We start from the raw sequence: 16,254 nt of genomic DNA, 5'->3' as shown, positions 1-16,254 counted from the left end.
CTCTCAAGCTCTACCGTCGTCGGCCGAGGGCCGGACGGCGACCTCTTCCGGCGTTCTCAGGTCAATCCGGGCGAAGCCCAGTTCCAGCAGGCGGCGGCGCTGGTCCATCTCGTCGAGCTGGATCAGGGCGGCGTCCTGGTTGGTGGCGGGCAGCTGGATCAGGCTGCCGTCCTTCAGGCGCAGATCCCAGCGGCGCTCGTCCACCCGCACCAGGGCGTCCAGCCGGCTCATCAGCCGCGGGCGCTGGGCGATCAGCGGCAGCACCTCGGCGGCGGCCTGTTCGGCGCCCTTGCCGACCACCAGCGGAAGATTGGGATAGCGGCCGGCGTCGGCGCCCGGGATGACCTTGCCGTGGCCGTCGATGACCCAGGCCTGGCCGGCCATCTGCCAGACGGCGAGACGGTCATGCTCGGTGACATCGATGATCAGGGTGTTCGGCAGCAGGCGTACGACCCGCGCCGACTTGACCCAACCCACCGCCTCGACCCGTTCGCGCACAGCGTTCAGGTCGATGGAGGTCATGGCCTGACCGGCGTTGAGCTGCACCGCCCGCTGGATGGCGGCGGTGGCCTCGGGGCTCTCGCCTTCGATGTAGACCTTGTCCAGCTTCAGACCCATGCCGGCGGTCACGCCGTCCAGGCCGTGGCCGATCGAGGCGCCGATCCGTTCGGCCCGCGCGCCGGTCGCCAGCACGGCGCCCAGCAGGAGCACGCCCGCCGCGATCGAGATCACCACCGCGCGCGGCGACAGGTCCAGGCGGCCGATGGCCGCCATCTTGCCGGGGATGGCCTGGGCGTTGCGAGGTGCGCGGCCGCGCCCCTTGTTTCCGGGAGCCGCGCCGCGTTTTGCGGGCTGGTTCGAACTCTGTCGCCGACCGCCGCGAACTACCGCGGGCATGAGGCGTCCTCCACCATCCACCGGACCAGGTCTTTATATGCCATCCCGCAGTAGGCGGCCTGCTCGGGAACGAGCGAGGTCGGCGTCATGCCGGGCTGGGTATTGACCTCCAAGAGGACCAGAACGTCCTTAAGATCGTCATAACGGAAGTCGGACCGGCTAACGCCTCGGCAACCCAATGCCTTGTGGGCCAGCTCGGCCTCCCGCATCGCGGCCTCGAACACATGGGCCGGCAGCTCGGCCGGAAGCTTGTGGACAGACCCGCCCGGCGCGTACTTGGCTTCATAGTCATAGAAGCCCTTCACCGGCGTGATGTCGGTCACCGTCAGGGCGCGCGGGCCCGAGGCCTCGCCGAGCACGGCGACCGCCAGCTCCTTGCCCCGGATGTAGGGCTCGACCATCACCTCTTCGCCATAGGTCCAGTCGGGCGATCCAACCTCGGCCTGCGGACCGTTGGCGCCCTCGGGCACCAGATAGACCCCGACCGACGATCCCTCGGCGTTGGGCTTGATCACATAGGGAGGCGGAAGGACGTGGCGGCGGGCCACCTCGAACCGGTCGAACAGGCCGCCGCCCGGCACCTCGACGCCCGCGGCGCGCAGGATCGACTTGGTCTTGTCCTTGTCCATGGTCAGGGCCGAGGCCAGGACGCCGGAGTGGGTGTAGGGGATCTGCAGGGTCTCAAGGATGCCCTGGACGCAGCCGTCCTCGCCCCATTCCCCGTGCAGGGCGTTCAGGATCACGTCGGGTTTCAGCGCGGTCAGCACCTGGGCCAGGTCGCGGCCCGCATCAACGCAGGTGATCCTGGCGACCTGCCCTTCCAGAGCCTTCGCGCACTGCTCGCCCGAGCTCAGCGAGACCTCGCGCTCGGACGACAGCCCGCCCATCAGGACGGCGACGTGCAGATCGGAAAGCGGGCGGGTCATGATCGGCTCCGGGCATCTTCAGCGCCCCCCAACCGATTGCCGTGGGGACGGTTAAGAAGCCTTAACCAGAAGCGGCCCGGGGCGAGATAAATTGAGGGTGACCGTTCGACGACGACGGCCGCCCGCCAACTCATGCCGCCCTGATCGCGGCCTCGTTCGGCGCGCGCGCCAGCACGATTGTCAGCCGCCCACCGCCCAGGGCGCCGGGACCGAAGCATAGATCGCCGCCCAATCGGCGCAGCTCGGCGCGATCAAAGGCCACCCCGTCCGCGGCCGGGGACGTGCGCCGGGCCGTGGCGAAGCGGCTTTCGCGCTCGGCCAGGGTCCGTGCGCCCGCGTCCTCGACGGTGACCTCCAGGTGATCTTCGCCGGCCAGGCCGACAACCACCCGAACGGTCGTTCCTGCGGGAGCGGCGTCAACGGCGGCGCCCAGGGCGTCCTGAACCAGCCGCTTCAGGCGGTCGGCGTCTATGCCGGCGCGCCAGTAGAGCTCGCCGGACAGCGCCTGCAGTGAGACCTGGGCGCGATTGGCGCGGAAGCGGGCCGAGCCGATGGCCGCCTCCACGACCTCCGCGACCGACGACGCCCGTGGCTCCCGTCCGCCGCCGTCCGCCAGCGCCACCATCTCGTGGCTGAGGCTCTCGATTTCCGCGCCGCTCTCGGCGATCCGGGCCAGAAGGTCCCGTTGACGCTCGTTCAGTTCGCCCAGGCGACCGCTTCTCAACATCTCCGCGACCGTGACCACACCCGTCAGGGGTGAACGCAGATCCTCGCCGACCTGTCCAATCAGCCGGGACTTGGCGGCGCTGTCCGTCTCGGCCAGGGCGCGGCGGCGGTCCAGTTCGGCGGCGACGACATCCAGCTCCTTCAAGAGCGCCGCGAGGGGATAGGCGGTCAGGACCAGCGCGCCGAAGAAGACCGGCACGGCGATGCCGGGGTCCACGCCGAACTGCGGCAGGCGCGCGATGGGCCCCTGCCCCAGCAAGGCGGCGCCGATCACGGCGATGGCCACGGCCCCCACGCCCAGGGCTCCGCCCCGGTCGCGATCCCTCAGCACCGCCCACCCCACCAGCGGGAAGGCCAGGAAGATGACGGGGACCTGAGCCTGCCAGCACAGAACGAAACAGACGCCGCAGATGGTCAACGGCGCCGCCAGACCCTTCAGCCATGCGCCACGAACGACAGACCCCAGCGACAGGGCGAAGGGCGCCACGATGGCCATGCCCATCATGTCGGCCAGAAGCCATGTGCCCGCCGCCCCCGCCAGCGCCTCTCCGGTCATCCCCAGCCGGACCCACATGAAGAAGGCGGCGATCAGGGTCGAGGCCAGAGGGCCGCCCAGCACGGCGCCCAGCAGGAACTGACGCAGGTCGCGCAGACCGCACAACGGCATGGCGATCCGTCGCATGAACCACGCGGCCACGGCGATCTCGACGACATTGGCGATCGGGAAGGCCACGGCGACCTCGACGGGCCGTCCCATGACCAGATTGGCCGTAACCATTCCGACCAGCGTCACCGCCAGCGCCAGCCGGCTCTCCCGCGGCGTCCGGCAGACCCGCAGGACGTAGGCCAGCACCAAGGCGTTGGCCGGCCAAAAGGCGGTTATGCCCGGCGTGCCTTCGAAGAACAGCGAGGAGGCGTAGGACAACAGGCCTGCCGTCAGACCGAGCGCGACAAGCGCGATCAGGCGAGCCGGCGTCAGACCGGGCCGGAGCGGGAAAGAGATCATGCCGCCAAGCTGGGCCAAACGTGGTGAACGGAGGCTTAAGCGCCTCAGGCCGGGCGGCCGATGCGCTTGATCTCCCAGTCCAGCTGGACGCCCGTCTTGGCCAGAACGTCGGCGCGCACGGCGTCGCCCAGACCTTCGATGTCCGCCGCGGTCGCTTCGCCCGGGTTGATCATGAAGTTGGAGTGCAGGTCGCTGAACATGGCCCCGCCCCCGGTGACCGCGTGCAGCTTGCCGCGCCAGCCCGCCTCGTCGACCAGCTTCCAGCTGGAATGACCCTCGGGGTTCTTGAAGGTCGAGCCGCCGGTCTTCTCGCGGATCGGCTGGGTCTGTTCGCGGCGGCTGGTGATCTCGCCGATCTTCGCCGACACGGCGTCCGGATCGGCGGGCGTTCCGCGATAGACGGCCTCGACCCAGATGATGTCCGCGGGCGCCTCGGAGTGGCGGTAGGTGTAGCCGAAGTCGGCCAGCGCGTAGTCGACGCGCTCGCCCTGACGGGTCAACCCCCAGGCGGAGACCAGAATGTCCTTCGTCTCCGAACCGTAGCAGCCGGCGTTCATGGTCAGGGCGCCGCCGATGGTCCCCGGAATGCCCGCATAGAACTCCAGCCCGCCGATGCCCGCTTTCGCGCTGGCTTTGGCCACCATCGAATCCAGCGCCCCCGCGCCCGCCGTGACGGTGTCGCCTTCCGCCGTCACCTGCGCCCACGGACGCCCGGCCAACCGGATCACCACGCCCTCGACCCCGCCGTCGCGCACGATGACGTTCGAGCCGACGCCCAGCACGGTCACGGGCACGGCCGGATCCAACGCCTTCAGGAAGTCGGCCAGATCGTCGGCGTCGGCCGGAATGAACAGCGCGTCAGCGTTTCCGCCCACCCGGAACCAGGTGAACGGCCCCAGCGGCTCGTTCAGCAGCAGCTTGCCACGGACGGTGGGGAGAGTGTCGTGCCAGGTCATGGGAAGTCCGATAGCGGCGCCGGAGCCGATGTCCAAGGGGGCGAACGGTCGCCTCGCCTTCGCGTGGGTTTCCGGCGCCGGTTTCACTGGCCCGCGCGCCCCTCCATGCCCTAGCCTCGGTCCATGAAGCCCGCCGCGATCCTCAAACTGGTTTTGCTATGGCTGATGGCGACGGTCGGCCTGCTGCTGGGCTGGATCGCCTTCGTCTACGCCGTCAACGTCTACACCGGGGTCTCGATCACGGCGGAGGCCGCGCTGAACCTGATCCTGACGGTTTTCCTAGCCTTCGTGGGTCTGCCGATCTTCCACCGCGCGGTCCATCGATGGTCGTGGCATGTCCGGCGCAAGCAGGATTCGGGCGCCTGGCGGATCGGCGAACCCATGCCCCGCTTCGGCTCGGAGCCGACCCCGCCGCCGCCCCGCGTGAAGAAGACGCCCGGCCAGATCGCCCTCTACGTCGCGCTCTATGCGATCGGGATCGCATCCCTGCTGGCCGCCTATGCGCCGCTGTCCCACCAACAGGCGTTGAACGAATTCCTCGGCCGGTTCAGCGCGGGGCGCGCGTCCTTCTCCAGCCTGGCCAACCTCGTCCTCATCTTCCTGCCCATGGCCCTGAGCTTCGCCGTCCTCATCCCCTTCATCGATGCGGATCAGAAGCGGATGAACGCGGGGGTGTTTGACGAGGCCGAGATCCTGCGGCTGAAGGATCGGCAGGAATGGCTGACGTCGTTCGCGACGGCCTTCGTCGTCGTCGGCTTCCTGGCCTTCATCGCCGGAAACATGATCCTGGTTCACATGGGGTAGGCGCGGCGATGAACCCGACCGAAAAACTGATGAACGGCCTCGGCCCCATGCTGACCATCTTCAGCACGATGGTCGCGTTCTATCTCGTCTTCCGCTTCGCAAAGGCCCGGAACTGGCCGGCGCCGTTGTTCACGACGCTGGTCATCGTGCTGGCCGCCGTGGCGGCGCTCTACTTCGGGCTGTCGGCGACCATGAGGTAGGCCCGGCGGTTACCCCAGCGCCTCCAGCTGCGCCGGCAGGGCATAGGCCCAGCTGGTGATGTCGCCGGCGCCCAGCAGGACGACCAGATCGCCGGGCTTCGCCTCCTCGCGGATGGCGCGCGGCAGGACGGCGGCGTTCTCCAGCGGCTGCACCGAGCGATGGCCGAAGCGGCGGATGCCGTCGACCAGCGCATGCTTGTCCACGCCCTCGATGGGCGCCTCGCCCGCCGGATAGACATCGGCCACGATCACCGCGTCCGCGTCCGAGAAGCAGGTGGAGAACTCCTCCATCAGGTCGCGCAGGCGGGTGAAGCGGTGCGGCTGGACCACGGCGATGACGCGGCCCTCGGCTACCTGACGCGCGGCCTTCAGCACGGCGGCGATCTCGACCGGGTGGTGGCCGTAGTCGTCGATCACGCGCACGCCGTTGGCCACGCCCGTGGTGGTGAAGCGCCGCTTGACCCCGCCGAAGCCGGCCAGGCCGGCCTTGATCGCCTCGTCCGACACGTCCAGCTCGCGCGCCACGGCGATGGCGGCCAGGGCGTTGGAGACGTTGTGCCAGCCGGCCATAGGCAGGTGCAGACCCTCGATCCGGATCGGCTCGTCCAGCGCGGCCAGGCCCTGCTGCTGGATCACCACGTCGAAGCGGCAACCGTCGGGACCCATGTCGCAATTCTCGGCCCGGACCATGGCCTGCGGGTTGATCCCATAGGTGACCAGACGCCGGTTATCGATCGAGGCCACCAGCCGCTGCACCTCGGGGTGGTCCAGGCAGACGGCGGCGAAGCCGTAGAAGGGGATGTTCTCGACGAAGTCCACGAACGCCTTTCGGACGCCGTCGAAGTCGCCGTAGTGGTCCAGGTGCTCCGGGTCGATGTTGGTGACGATCGCCACCGTCGACTTCAGGCGCAGGAAGCTGCCGTCGCTCTCATCGGCCTCGACCACGATCCAGTCGCCATCGCCGACCTTGGCGTTGGTGCCGTAGGCGTTGATGATCCCGCCGTTGACCACCGTCGGGTCCAGTCCGGCGGCGTCCAGCAGGGCCGCGACCATCGAGGTCGTCGTCGTCTTGCCGTGGGTGCCGCCGACCGCGATGGAGAACTGCAGCCGCATCAGCTCGGCCAGCATCTCGGCCCGGCGGACCAGCGGGATGCGGCGCTCGCGCGCGGCCATCATCTCGGGGTTGGTGGCCTTCACCGCCGTCGAATAGACCACCGCCGAGACGCCGTCGGCGACGTGCGCCGCGTCATGGCCGATGAAGACCTTGGCGCCCAGCTTCTCCAGCCGCTCGGTGTTGGCGCTGGCCTTGGCGTCCGAGCCCTGCACCGCATAGCCGATCTTCAGCATGATCTCGGCGATGCCGCTCATGCCGATGCCGCCTATGCCGACGAAGTGGACAGGGCCGAGGTCGAACGGAACGGGGCGAAGGCGAGCGATCATCGAAGCGGACTAGCAGGGGTTTGAAGGGAATGCATCACCCCGCTGCGGCGCCCCGCCCGTCCCATCAGTCCTCCGACACGAAGTCCTGCGCGAACTCCGGGCCGTCTTCGGCGCCGTCCAGCAGCGGGGTCTCGTCGCCGTCGGGCGAGCGCGTCGGGTCGGGGACCTCGAAGCCGACGGGGATGGACAGGTCCAGCAGGCCCGCGGCCTTCATCTCCTGAACGCCCGGCAGATCGTACAGGCTGGCCAGGCTGAAGTGTTCCAGGAACTTGTCGGCGGTGGCGTAGGTCACCGGGCGGCCCGGCGTGCGCCGCCGCCCCTTCAGCTTGACGAACCCCATCTCCAGCAGCAGGTCCAGCGTGCCCTTGGACAGGGAGACGCCGCGCACGCTCTCGATTTCGGCCCGAGTGCAGGGCTGATGGTAGGCGATGATGGCCAGGGTCTCGAGCGCGGCCTTGGACAGGCGGCGCGGCTCCTCGCGCTCCTCGGTCATCATGAAGCTGAGGTCGGCGGCGGTGCGGAAGCGCCAGCGGTCGGCGACGCACTCCAGCTCCACCCCCCGCCCCTGATAGCGCTCGCGCAGGCCCGAGATGGCCCCACCCACGTCCGCGCCCTCGGGCAGGCGTCGCGCGATCTCGGCCGCCGACAACGGCCCGGCGGCGGCGAACAGCAGCGCCTCGACGCGGCGCTCGATCTCCATGTGATCGGGGGCGAACTGGAGGCTCATGGGGTCAGCTCCAGCGGGAAGCCCTGGCCGCGGCGCTTGAGGAAGATGTCGGCGAAGGCCTCGGCCTGTTTCACATCCATGGCCCCCTCCTTCACCAGTTCCAGACTGGCCGACAGGGTGGACGCCGTATAGCTGGCCTGCGAGGGTCCTTCCTCATCGCCGTGCTTTTCGGGGGCGATCTTTTCCAGCGGCGTCCACTGCTCCAGCCGGGGCAGGACCTCGCGCAGCCAGTCGCGCGCAGCCTCCAACTGGAAGGCCTCGACCCGCTGGCCGGGATTGTAGCGCCGCTGCTCCTCGCGCCGCCGCTGCTGCACATAGGCGGCCATCAGCTCGTAGAGGCTGGCGTCGATGCGGTCGGACGGGATGATGACCAGCGCCTCGGGATCGCCGCGGGTGAAGACGTCGCGCTTCAGCTGGGGCCGCGACTGGATCGCCTCCACCGCCTTGCGCATGGCCTCCAGCTTCTGCAGGCGGAAGGCCAGGGCGGCGGCCATCTCCTCGGCCGGGACCTCGTCGCCCTTGCCCTTCTCGTTGCGCGGCAACAGCAGGCGCGACTTCAGATAGGCCAGCCAGGACGCCATCACGAGATAGTCGGCGGCCAGGGCGAAGTTGCGCCGCCGCGCCTCGTGCACGAAGGCCAGATACTGTTCGGCCAACCGGGTGATGGACAGCTTCAGCAGGTCCACCTTCTGCGTCCGCGCCAGCGCCAGCAGCACATGCAGCGGGCCTTCATAGCCTTCCAGGTCGACCACGAAGGCGTCGCGTTCGTCCGCCTGGTCGACGGCCGCGAAGTCCAGATTGGGCTGGAAGGCATCTGTCATGGGATCAGGCCTGCGCCTCCCCGACGTCCGGTCCCCTGGCGGCGTTCAGGCGGCCGGCCAGCATGGCGTCGAACCGGTCGCGGGCCTCGCGCTCGTCCAGCGGTTCGGGCGTGTGGACGATGCGGGCCAGGGCCGCCTCGGCTCGCCGCGCCGCGCCGCCCTTCAGCTTGCCGACGCCCTCGGCCACCTGACGCATCTCGGCCATGTCGCCGTTCCAGTGGATGACCAGGTCGCAGCCGGCCTTCAGCGACATCCGCGCCCGCTCGGTCAGAGTGCCCTTCAGCGCATTCATCACCAGATCGTCGGACAGCAGCAGGCCCTTGAAGCCCAGCCGCTCGCGGATCAGCTTGATCGCCTTCCTCGACTGGGTCGCCGGACGCTTCTTGTCGATGGCGGTGAAGACGATGTGCGCTGTCATGCCGATGGGCATGTCGGACAGGGCCTTGAACGGCGCGAAATCCCAGGCGTCCAGCGTGTCCAGATCGGCGTGCACCGTCGGCAGCTCCTTGTGGGTGTCGGCGAAGGCGCGGCCGTGCCCCGGCATGTGCTTGATCACCGGCAGCACCCCGCCGGCCAGCAGTCCTTCGGCCGCCGCCCGGCCCAGTTGCGCCACCGTCGCCGGATCGCGGGCATAGGCGCGGTCGCCGATGATGTCGTGGGCGCCCGGCACCGGGACATCCAGCACCGGCAGGCAGTCGACGTTGATCCCGACCGCCTTGAGATCATGCGCCATCAGCCGGGCGCCCAGCCGGGCCAGTTCGCGCGCCGTCAGCGGATCGTTGGTCGCCTTCAGATAGGCCTCGCCCGGCGGATATTTGGGCCAGTGGGGCGGCCCCATCCGCTGCACCCGGCCGCCTTCCTGATCGATCAGGATGGGGGCGTCCCAGCCGACGCTCTCGCGCAACTCGCTGGTCAGGGCCCGCACTTGGTCCGGGCTCTCCACATTGCGCCGGAACAGGATGAAGCCCCACGGCCGGGCGTCGGCGAAGAAGGCCTTCTCCTCCGCCGTCAGCCGATGGCCGCTACAGCCGTAGATCGCCGCGGAGGTCACCGGGCCTCAGCGCACGATGCAGTCGTCGCCGGCCGACTTGATGGCGGTGCACAGGGCCGTGGCCTGGTCGCGGCTGAGGCCTGTCACCGTGGTGCGGTAGAGGGTCGAGCCGGTGGACGAGGTCACCTCCTGCACCCGGCGGCTGGCGCCGCGGGTCAGCGACGGATAGCGACCCACGACCTGGCCGTACTCGCGTTCGGCGATGGCGGGCGTCGAAAAGGCGCCGATCTGCACGCCCGAGGTTCCGCCGGCGGCGGGCGGCGTAGCGGGCTCGGCCTTCTCGGCCGGCGGCGCCGTCACGGCGGGCGGGGTCGGACGGGTCACGGGCGCCGGCAGGGGCGCGCCCTCGACCGGACGCGGCAGCGGGCGCGGCTGGACCGTTTCCGGCGGCGGGGTGAAGGTCGGGGTCGCGGTCGGAGCCTCGGCGCCGGCGTAGACGTCGATGCCGGCCTCGGGGTCCACGGGCTGGGCGTCGATCGGCGCGGCGGCCTTCATGTCGCCGACGGGCGTGCCCACGGCGGGCGGGGCGTCGTTCGAGGAGCGCGGGCCGGCGCGATAATAGACCACCACGGCGATGATCAGCAGCACCAGCACCACGCCCGAGATGATCAGGGTCAGCGGCGGGGACTTGCCGCCGCCTCCGCCGCCGCCGCCAGGTCCGCCCCGGCGCGGATCATAGCCGCCGCGATCAAACGGCAGGTCGTCGTCGGTCGGCGGGGTGTAGGCGCCGCGGTCGCGGCCCGGGTTCGGACGATAGGGATCTTCGTGGGACATGGCCGCGCCTTGGATACGTCGCCGACCGCGAATCGCCCGCGTCGGCCAGCTACTCTACCCGCCCCGGCTGGGGTTACGAATCACAGATCGAGCGCCAGGTCGAGGCTGAACAGCTTCTTGTGTTCCTCAATGGCGTAGCGGTCTGTCATGCCGGCGATGTAGTCGCACACCGCCCGGGCCCGCCGGGTCTCGTCGCCGCCGCGGGCGGGGCCAGACCATTCCGGCGGCATGGTCTCGGGCTCAGCCATGAACAGCTGGAACATCTCGGCCAGAATCCGCCGCGCCTGGCTGCGGGTCCGGTTGACGCGGTAGTGGCGATACATCCGTTCGAACAGGAATTTCCTCAGCACGCCCAGGTCCGCGAGCATGGCCGGCGAAAAGGCGACCAGGGTCCTGGCGGCCATGCGCACGTCCTCGGTGGAGCGGATGTTGTCCGCCTCCAGCCGCCGCTCGGTCTCGGCCAGCACGTCCTCGATCATGACGCCGATCATGCGGCGCACCGCCTCGATGCGGACCATGCGCTCGTCGATCGCCGGCCAGTCAGCGCGGACGCCGCGCAGCACCGGCCCGATCAGGGGCACCTCGGACAGATCGTCCAGGGTGAACAGACCCGCCTGCACCCCGTCGTCCACGTCGTGGTTGTTGTAGGCGATGTCGTCGGCGATGGCGGCGGCCTGGGCCTCCAGCGAGGCGAAGCTGTTCAGGCGCAGGTCCCAGCCCGGCGCATAGTGGGCGATGGCCTGCCAGGCGGGCTCGTCCAGACGGTGGCTGACGGGGCCGTTGTGCTTGACCACCCCCTCGACCGTCTCCCAGCTCAGGTTCAGGCCGTCGAACTGGGGATAGCGCTCCTCCAGCTTGGTCACGACGCGGAAGGTCTGGACGTTGTGGTCGAAGCCGCCCCACGGGGCCATCTGGGCCTGCAACTCGTCCTCGCCCGCATGGCCGAAGGGCGGATGGCCTAGGTCGTGGGCCAGCGCCACCGTCTCGGCCAGGTCGGTGTCCAGCCTCAGCGCATGCGCCAGCGAGCGGGCGATCTGCGCCACTTCCAGGCTGTGGGTCAGGCGGGTGCGGTAGTGGTCGCCCTCGTGCGCCACGAAGACCTGGGTCTTCTCCTTGAGGCGGCGGAAGGCCGTGGCGTGGATGATCCGGTCGCGGTCGCGGGCGAAGGCGTTGCGGGTGCGGCTGATCGGTTCCGGGGACAGCCGGCCTCGGCTGTGCTCGGGATATTCGGCGTAGGACGCGCGCTCAGGGATCAAGTTCGGCTGCTCATTCGCTCAGGCGCCCTTTGCGAACGCCCGTCCGCGCCTCATATAGGCCTGCGTGAGCACCGTCCAATCCGCCCCCGCCTTCGCCGTCTCCGCCCCCACGGGCGGACATGGCCTGACCCTGTCCGAAACCGCCGCCCGGCGGCTGTCGGCCCTGGGCGAGGCCGAGGGCCATCCGGTGCTGCTGCGCGTCGCCGTGGACGGCGGCGGCTGCTCGGGCTTCCAGTACCGGTTCGAGTTGATCGAGGCCGGCGACGCCGACGACATCCGCATCGAAACCGACGGCCAGGCCGCCGTGGTCGACACGGTCTCCCTGCCCTTCCTCAAGGGCTCCGAGATCGCCTTCGTCGATGACCTGGCGGGCGCCCAGTTCGTGGTGCGCAACCCGAACGCGGCGTCCAGCTGCGGCTGCGGCGTCAGTTTCTCGATCTGATCGCAGATACCGCCGCGCAAGCCCTGACGTCAGATGTTCCGGTCACTCGGGCCTGCCCGCGCGCGACGCCACAGGAAAAGACCGGCCGGGACCGCCAGGACGATGGCGACCAGCGAGGCGACCAGCGCGAGGCCGGGCCCCGTCGGCTCGTCCCTGACCTCCTCGCCGGCCGGACCGCCCGGCATGACGGAATAGCTGCCCCGGCCACCCCGGTCCGGCAACCACCGGGGCGCCTCCGCCCGGTCGCCCGCCAGATAGTCGAGCCCGGCCAGGTTCCACAGGACGCTGCTCTCGAACGGATCGTCGCTGAACGGCTCGGGTGAGTGGTGAGACACCGTGACGGGGTAGTAGGCGGTGTTGCAGGACAAGGCTGTCCGCCGCGCCCCGTCAGGGCCGATCGGGCACCAGCGCCGGGCGTTCGGAGCCACCGTCCACGACACGCCGTTCCGGAAGCAGCTCAGCACGCGATGTTCGGGACGGATCACCGTCGCCCCCGCTTCGTCCCTCATGCCCCACAGGCCGTTCTGGCGGAACAGGGTCAGGCCGCCTTCGCAGGTCAGACTGGGACGCGGCGGCTTCGGCTCGGCGATCCTCTCACCCGAGCCGTCGATCCAGTACGTCTCCTCGCCGATCCCGACCTGGTACGTTCCCCCGCCGGCGCTGAGGGTGTCGAAGCGGGGCGACACGATGAACCGTCCACGACCGTCGATTAGCCCCCATTTGCCGCCCAGCTTCACCGCCGCGTGTTCGCCGTCAAACCGGTGGACGCTCTCATATCCGCGCGCGCCGCCCAGCAGCGTCCCGTCGGGCATGAACAGGAACCATCGGTCGTCCCGTTGCAACGGCAGGGCCGATGCGCAGTCGCGCTCCGTCAGGTAGCTGCTCTCGAAAAGGCCGACGCTGCCTCCGCCGTCCGGACGATGGGCCTCCACCTTTCCGTTGCGATGACGCAGCACGCGGCCGTCAGGGCAGGCCAGATAGACCGACCCCTCCTGCTGATCCGGCAGCAGGGCGCCGTCCGGTCCGATGCTGCGCCAGGTCTCTCCGATCCGGACCCGCGGCAGGGCGCCGCCTTCGGGAACCTGAACGCCGTCGAAATAGCGGCCGCCCAGCAGGCTCCCGTCAGGCTTGACCAGTCCGTCGTTCGACTGGCCATCGGGGGCGTCGCTGCCCGACGGCCCAACAGTCCGCTGTCCCACACCATAGCCGCCGCGCCAGTAGCCCAGCCATCCGAAGGTGGTGGGAACCACCAGCCTGCCATCCCGGTCCACGGCGCCGGACAGGACGCTGAACCGCCGCTCCATTGGCGGCAACGCGGGATCGGGCAGATTGCGGACGATCGCCCGCCCGTCCATCAGCCGCTGCACGTGGCTGTAGCGCGGCTCGACCTGCCAGGAGCCGTCGGCGCGCATCAGGCCCCAGACCTCTCCGTCAGGGCTCGGCGGCCTGGCCCAGACCAGGCCGCGGGCCGGGTCGTCGAAGAACGAGAAGGTGAGCGTCTTCTCGGTGAGCCAGCCCCGGCGCAGGTGATAGAGGCCCCCGTCCCCGACATTGGCCTGCATCAGGTCATCGCCATAGGCATGGCCGCCGCCGTCCGTCGGCAGAGCGATGAAGACCTCCCCGGCGAAGGGCAGTATCCGCTTGAACTGCGGCGCGAGGACAATCCGCCCGCGACGATCGATCACGCCCGCCGCCTCGCCGACCCGGATTTCCGCGAAGCCGCCCTGGAAGGGGCCCACGTCCTCGAAGGTCGGCGGGATGACCACGGCGCCTGTCTGGTCGATATAGCCCCAGCGGCCATCGACCCGGACGGCGGCCAGACCGTCATGGAAGCGCTCGGCCACCTCGTAGCGGAAGGGCAGGCGGACGGCCTCGGTCTCCCGATCCACATAGCCGCACAGCTGGAAATGGCCGCCGCAGCGGATCAGCCAACGGCCCGGGTCGGCCTGGGCCGCCGCGCCGGACGCCCCCGCCATGGTCAGGATCGCCGCGATGATCGCCGCCCGCATGCCCATCTCCCGATTGACCTCGGGGCCAGCATCGGCGGCGGCTCGGCAATTTCCCGTTACCGACGAACGTTAACGGCGCCGCCGGCGTCTAGTCCCGCACCAGCCCGCCATCGACCACCAGGTTCTGGCCCGTCACCGCCCGGCTCCAGGGCGAGGCGAAGAACAGGACGGCGTCGGCGAACTCTTCCGGGGTGGTGACCGAGCGCAGCGGGGTCATGCCGGCGATCAGGTCGAAGACCGCCTCGGGCGTGGCCGCGCTGGCGTCGGTGGTCCGGAGCAGGCCGCCGGAGACCATGTTGACGGTGATCCCCTGCGGGCCCAGGTCGGCCGCCGCCGTGCGGGTCAGGCTGAGCAGGGCGGCCTTGGCGGCGGTGTAGTCGTGATAGGGCACCACCGGGTTCTGGAACAGGTTGGTGCCGATGTTGACCACCCGGCCGAAGCCGATCCCGGCCATGCCCGGCGCCGTGGCCTGAATGACGTTCAGGGCCCCGCGCACGACGGTGGCGAACTGATCCTCCATCTCGGACCAGTCGAGGTCGGCGAACTGCGACCGGCCGTCCCCATTGAAGCTGTAGTCCAGGGCGTTGTTGACCACGGTGGTGACCGGGGCGCCGAAGACGTCCTCGGCCATCGCCACCATCTCGTGCACCGCCTCGCGGTCGGTGACGTCGGCGCGGAAGGCGACGGCCTGTTCGGGAAACTCGTCGACCAGTTCTCGGGCGGCAGCCTCGCTGGCGCGGAAGTTGACGACCACGCGCGCGCCCTGGGCGGCGAAGGCGCGGATCACGGCGGCGCCGACGCCGCGCGCCCCGCCGGTGACGAGGACGATCTGCTCTTCGAGTTTCATCAGGCCAGGGTCTCCTGGAAGCGGACCGGTCGGCCATGGGCCGAGCCCTGCAGCTCGCCGTCGCGCATGACGACGCGGCCGCGCACGATGGTGGCCTTGGCCTGACCCGTGGCCTCGAAGCCGTCGAACGGGGTCCAGCCCGAGCGGGTGGCCATGTCCTCGTGCTTGAGGACGTGCTTCGCCTTCAGGTCGACGATGGTCAGGTCGCCGTCATAGCCCTCGGCCATGCGGCCCTTGCCGGCGATGCCGAAGACGCGGTTGGCGCCGTGGCTGGTCAGGTCGATGAAGCGGTCCAGCGTCAGACGCCCGTTGGCGACGTGGGTCAGCATGACCGGCACCAGGGTCTGCACCCCCGGCATGCCCGAGGGCGAGGCCGGATAGGGCCGGGCCTTCTCCTCCAGCGTATGCGGCGCGTGGTCCGAGCCCAGCACGTCGGCGACGCCCTGCTCCACCCCGCGCCACAGGCCGGCGATGTGGTAATTGTTGCGGATCGGCGGGTTCATCTGGGCCAGGCCCTTGAGCCGCTCATAGGCCTCGTCGCCGTCCAGGGTCAGATGCTGGGGCGTGACCTCGACGGTGGCGACGTCCTTGTGCCCGGCCAGGAACTCGATCTCTTCCGCCGTGGTGACGTGCAGCACGTGGATGCGGGCGCCGGTCTCCTTGGCCAGCCCGACCAGGCGGCGGGTGGACATGATGGCGCTCTCGGGGTCGCGGACCTCCGGGTGGCTGGTCCAGTCGCCGGTGCGGGCCAACGGCCGGCGCTCGACCAGCCGGTACTCGTCCTCGGAGTGGAAGGTGGCGCGGCGCTTCACATGGCGCAGGACCTCGCGCACCCCGTCGTCGTCGGCCACCAGCAGGGTGCCGGTCGAGGCGCCCATGAAGACCTTGACCCCGCAGCAGCCCGGCAGGCGCTCCAGCTCGGCCAGGTATTTGGCGTTCTCGTGAGTGCCGCCGATGTAGAAGGCGTGGTCGGTCCACATGCGGTCGCGGGCGCGGTCCAGCTTGTCGGCCAGGGTGTCCGGATCGGTGGTGTTGGGCTCGGTGTTCGGCATCTCGAACACGGCGGTGACGCCGCCCAGGGCCGCGGCGCGCGACCCGGTCTCCAGGTCTTCCTTCCACTCCAGGCCGGGTTCGCGGAAGTGGACCTGGGTGTCGATCACGCCGGGCAGGACCGTCAGGCCCGTGGCGTCGAACACCTCGCCCGCCGAGGCCTGGCTGAGGTCGCCGATGAAGGCGATCTTGCCGTCGACGATGCCGACGTCGGCGAGGCCGCGTCCGGCGTGATTGGCGACTTCGCCGCCGCGAACGATCAGGTCATAGGTCATGGGCCGCCTGAATAGTCCGAAAGCGGGCGGAAGGCAGGGCGCCCGCG

16 protein-coding genes are annotated in these 16,254 nt (G+C 70.0%); 3 read left to right on the top strand and 13 right to left on the bottom strand.

What is annotated here, in order from left to right; translation table 11 throughout:
• Window positions 1-3 precede the first annotated feature (3 nt).
• From AC1RRF_RS16075 to murB, 4 genes are all read right to left on the bottom strand, one after another.
• The gene (locus tag AC1RRF_RS16075; RefSeq protein WP_492836346.1) at window positions 4-897 is read right to left on the bottom strand and encodes a cell division protein FtsQ/DivIB; all 894 of its coding nucleotides are present in this window, start codon (window positions 895-897) and stop codon (window positions 4-6) included.
• Complete coding sequence (locus AC1RRF_RS16070; RefSeq protein ID WP_492836344.1) at window positions 885-1,823, bottom strand: D-alanine--D-alanine ligase; 939 nt, start codon at window positions 1,821-1,823, stop codon at window positions 885-887. Before AC1RRF_RS16070 ends, AC1RRF_RS16075 begins: the two co-directional genes overlap by 13 nt.
• Window positions 1,824-1,953: 130 nt before the next feature.
• Window positions 1,954-3,555: an MASE1 domain-containing protein gene (locus AC1RRF_RS16065; RefSeq protein ID WP_492836342.1), complete on the bottom strand. Its 1,602-nt coding sequence runs from the start codon at window positions 3,553-3,555 to the stop codon at window positions 1,954-1,956.
• A 44-nt stretch (window positions 3,556-3,599) separates the two neighbouring features.
• Entirely contained in the window at window positions 3,600-4,511 is a 912-nt protein-coding gene (gene murB, locus AC1RRF_RS16060; protein WP_492836340.1) for a UDP-N-acetylmuramate dehydrogenase, read from the bottom strand.
• Window positions 4,512-4,634: 123 nt separating this feature from the next.
• On the opposite strand from murB, the gene AC1RRF_RS16055 reads away from it, so the two are divergent.
• Window positions 4,635-5,315 (top strand): hypothetical protein, encoded by a 681-nt coding sequence (locus AC1RRF_RS16055; protein ID WP_492836338.1) that lies wholly within the window; start codon window positions 4,635-4,637, stop codon window positions 5,313-5,315.
• 8 nt (window positions 5,316-5,323) lie between these two features.
• Window positions 5,324-5,515, top strand: a complete 192-nt coding sequence (locus tag AC1RRF_RS16050; RefSeq protein ID WP_492836336.1) for a hypothetical protein — start codon at window positions 5,324-5,326, stop codon at window positions 5,513-5,515.
• Window positions 5,516-5,524: 9 nt separating this feature from the next.
• Here AC1RRF_RS16050 and murC read toward each other — a convergent pair whose 3' ends face one another.
• From murC to AC1RRF_RS16020, 6 genes are all read right to left on the bottom strand, one after another.
• Window positions 5,525-6,955 (bottom strand): UDP-N-acetylmuramate--L-alanine ligase, encoded by a 1,431-nt coding sequence (gene murC / locus AC1RRF_RS16045; protein ID WP_492836334.1) that lies wholly within the window; start codon window positions 6,953-6,955, stop codon window positions 5,525-5,527.
• A gap of 64 nt (window positions 6,956-7,019) precedes the next feature.
• Window positions 7,020-7,682, bottom strand: a complete 663-nt coding sequence (scpB, locus tag AC1RRF_RS16040) for an SMC-Scp complex subunit ScpB (RefSeq protein ID WP_492836332.1) — start codon at window positions 7,680-7,682, stop codon at window positions 7,020-7,022.
• Window positions 7,679-8,503: a segregation and condensation protein A gene (locus AC1RRF_RS16035; protein WP_492836330.1), complete on the bottom strand. Its 825-nt coding sequence runs from the start codon at window positions 8,501-8,503 to the stop codon at window positions 7,679-7,681. The genes scpB and AC1RRF_RS16035 overlap by 4 nt, the downstream gene beginning before the upstream one ends.
• Window positions 8,504-8,507: 4 nt before the next feature.
• Complete coding sequence (gene nagZ / locus AC1RRF_RS16030; protein ID WP_492836328.1) at window positions 8,508-9,554, bottom strand: beta-N-acetylhexosaminidase; 1,047 nt, start codon at window positions 9,552-9,554, stop codon at window positions 8,508-8,510.
• Between the two features lie 6 nt (window positions 9,555-9,560).
• Window positions 9,561-10,328 carry an SPOR domain-containing protein gene (locus AC1RRF_RS16025; protein ID WP_492836326.1) on the bottom strand — a complete coding sequence of 256 codons (768 nt, stop codon included), beginning with the start codon at window positions 10,326-10,328 and terminating at the stop codon, window positions 9,561-9,563.
• An 80-nt stretch (window positions 10,329-10,408) separates the two neighbouring features.
• Window positions 10,409-11,584: a deoxyguanosinetriphosphate triphosphohydrolase gene (locus AC1RRF_RS16020; RefSeq protein WP_492836324.1), complete on the bottom strand. Its 1,176-nt coding sequence runs from the start codon at window positions 11,582-11,584 to the stop codon at window positions 10,409-10,411.
• Window positions 11,585-11,648: 64 nt separating this feature from the next.
• On the opposite strand from AC1RRF_RS16020, the gene erpA reads away from it, so the two are divergent.
• Window positions 11,649-12,026: an iron-sulfur cluster insertion protein ErpA gene (gene erpA / locus AC1RRF_RS16015; protein ID WP_492836322.1), complete on the top strand. Its 378-nt coding sequence runs from the start codon at window positions 11,649-11,651 to the stop codon at window positions 12,024-12,026.
• A gap of 29 nt (window positions 12,027-12,055) precedes the next feature.
• Here erpA and AC1RRF_RS16010 read toward each other — a convergent pair whose 3' ends face one another.
• The 3 genes from AC1RRF_RS16010 to AC1RRF_RS16000 form a co-directional block, all read right to left on the bottom strand.
• Entirely contained in the window at window positions 12,056-14,035 is a 1,980-nt protein-coding gene (locus AC1RRF_RS16010; RefSeq protein WP_492836320.1) for a WG repeat-containing protein, read from the bottom strand.
• Between the two features lie 88 nt (window positions 14,036-14,123).
• Window positions 14,124-14,882, bottom strand: coding sequence for a 3-oxoacyl-ACP reductase (locus tag AC1RRF_RS16005; RefSeq protein WP_492836318.1), 759 nt, complete (start codon window positions 14,880-14,882; stop codon window positions 14,124-14,126).
• Entirely contained in the window at window positions 14,882-16,207 is a 1,326-nt protein-coding gene (locus AC1RRF_RS16000) for a dihydroorotase (protein ID WP_492836316.1), read from the bottom strand. The genes AC1RRF_RS16005 and AC1RRF_RS16000 overlap by 1 nt, the downstream gene beginning before the upstream one ends.
• Window positions 16,208-16,254 lie beyond the last annotated feature (47 nt).

The organism is Brevundimonas sp. GW821-FHT12C05 (genome assembly GCF_058807475.1).
Note: the sequence above shows the minus strand (reverse complement) of the source record. Positions and strands in the feature narration are given on the sequence as shown.

Bases quoted from the DNA above. Each gene is read 5' to 3' on its own strand.
- AC1RRF_RS16000 (WP_492836316.1), bottom strand. From the start codon at position 16,207: ATGACCTATGACCTGATCGTTCGCGGCGGCGAAGTCGCCAATCACGCC.
- AC1RRF_RS16025 (WP_492836326.1), bottom strand. From the start codon at position 10,328: ATGTCCCACGAAGATCCCTATCGTCCGAACCCGGGCCGCGACCGCGGC.
- scpB (WP_492836332.1), bottom strand. From the start codon at position 7,682: ATGAGCCTCCAGTTCGCCCCCGATCACATGGAGATCGAGCGCCGCGTC.
- AC1RRF_RS16005 (WP_492836318.1), bottom strand. From the start codon at position 14,882: ATGAAACTCGAAGAGCAGATCGTCCTCGTCACCGGCGGGGCGCGCGGC.
- AC1RRF_RS16065 (WP_492836342.1), bottom strand. From the start codon at position 3,555: ATGATCTCTTTCCCGCTCCGGCCCGGTCTGACGCCGGCTCGCCTGATC.
- AC1RRF_RS16035 (WP_492836330.1), bottom strand. From the start codon at position 8,503: ATGACAGATGCCTTCCAGCCCAATCTGGACTTCGCGGCCGTCGACCAG.
- AC1RRF_RS16010 (WP_492836320.1), bottom strand. From the start codon at position 14,035: ATGCGGGCGGCGATCATCGCGGCGATCCTGACCATGGCGGGGGCGTCC.
- AC1RRF_RS16075 (WP_492836346.1), bottom strand. From the start codon at position 897: ATGCCCGCGGTAGTTCGCGGCGGTCGGCGACAGAGTTCGAACCAGCCC.
- murB (WP_492836340.1), bottom strand. From the start codon at position 4,511: ATGACCTGGCACGACACTCTCCCCACCGTCCGTGGCAAGCTGCTGCTG.
- AC1RRF_RS16055 (WP_492836338.1), top strand. From the start codon at position 4,635: ATGAAGCCCGCCGCGATCCTCAAACTGGTTTTGCTATGGCTGATGGCG.
- AC1RRF_RS16050 (WP_492836336.1), top strand. From the start codon at position 5,324: ATGAACCCGACCGAAAAACTGATGAACGGCCTCGGCCCCATGCTGACC.
- AC1RRF_RS16070 (WP_492836344.1), bottom strand. From the start codon at position 1,823: ATGACCCGCCCGCTTTCCGATCTGCACGTCGCCGTCCTGATGGGCGGG.
- murC (WP_492836334.1), bottom strand. From the start codon at position 6,955: ATGATCGCTCGCCTTCGCCCCGTTCCGTTCGACCTCGGCCCTGTCCAC.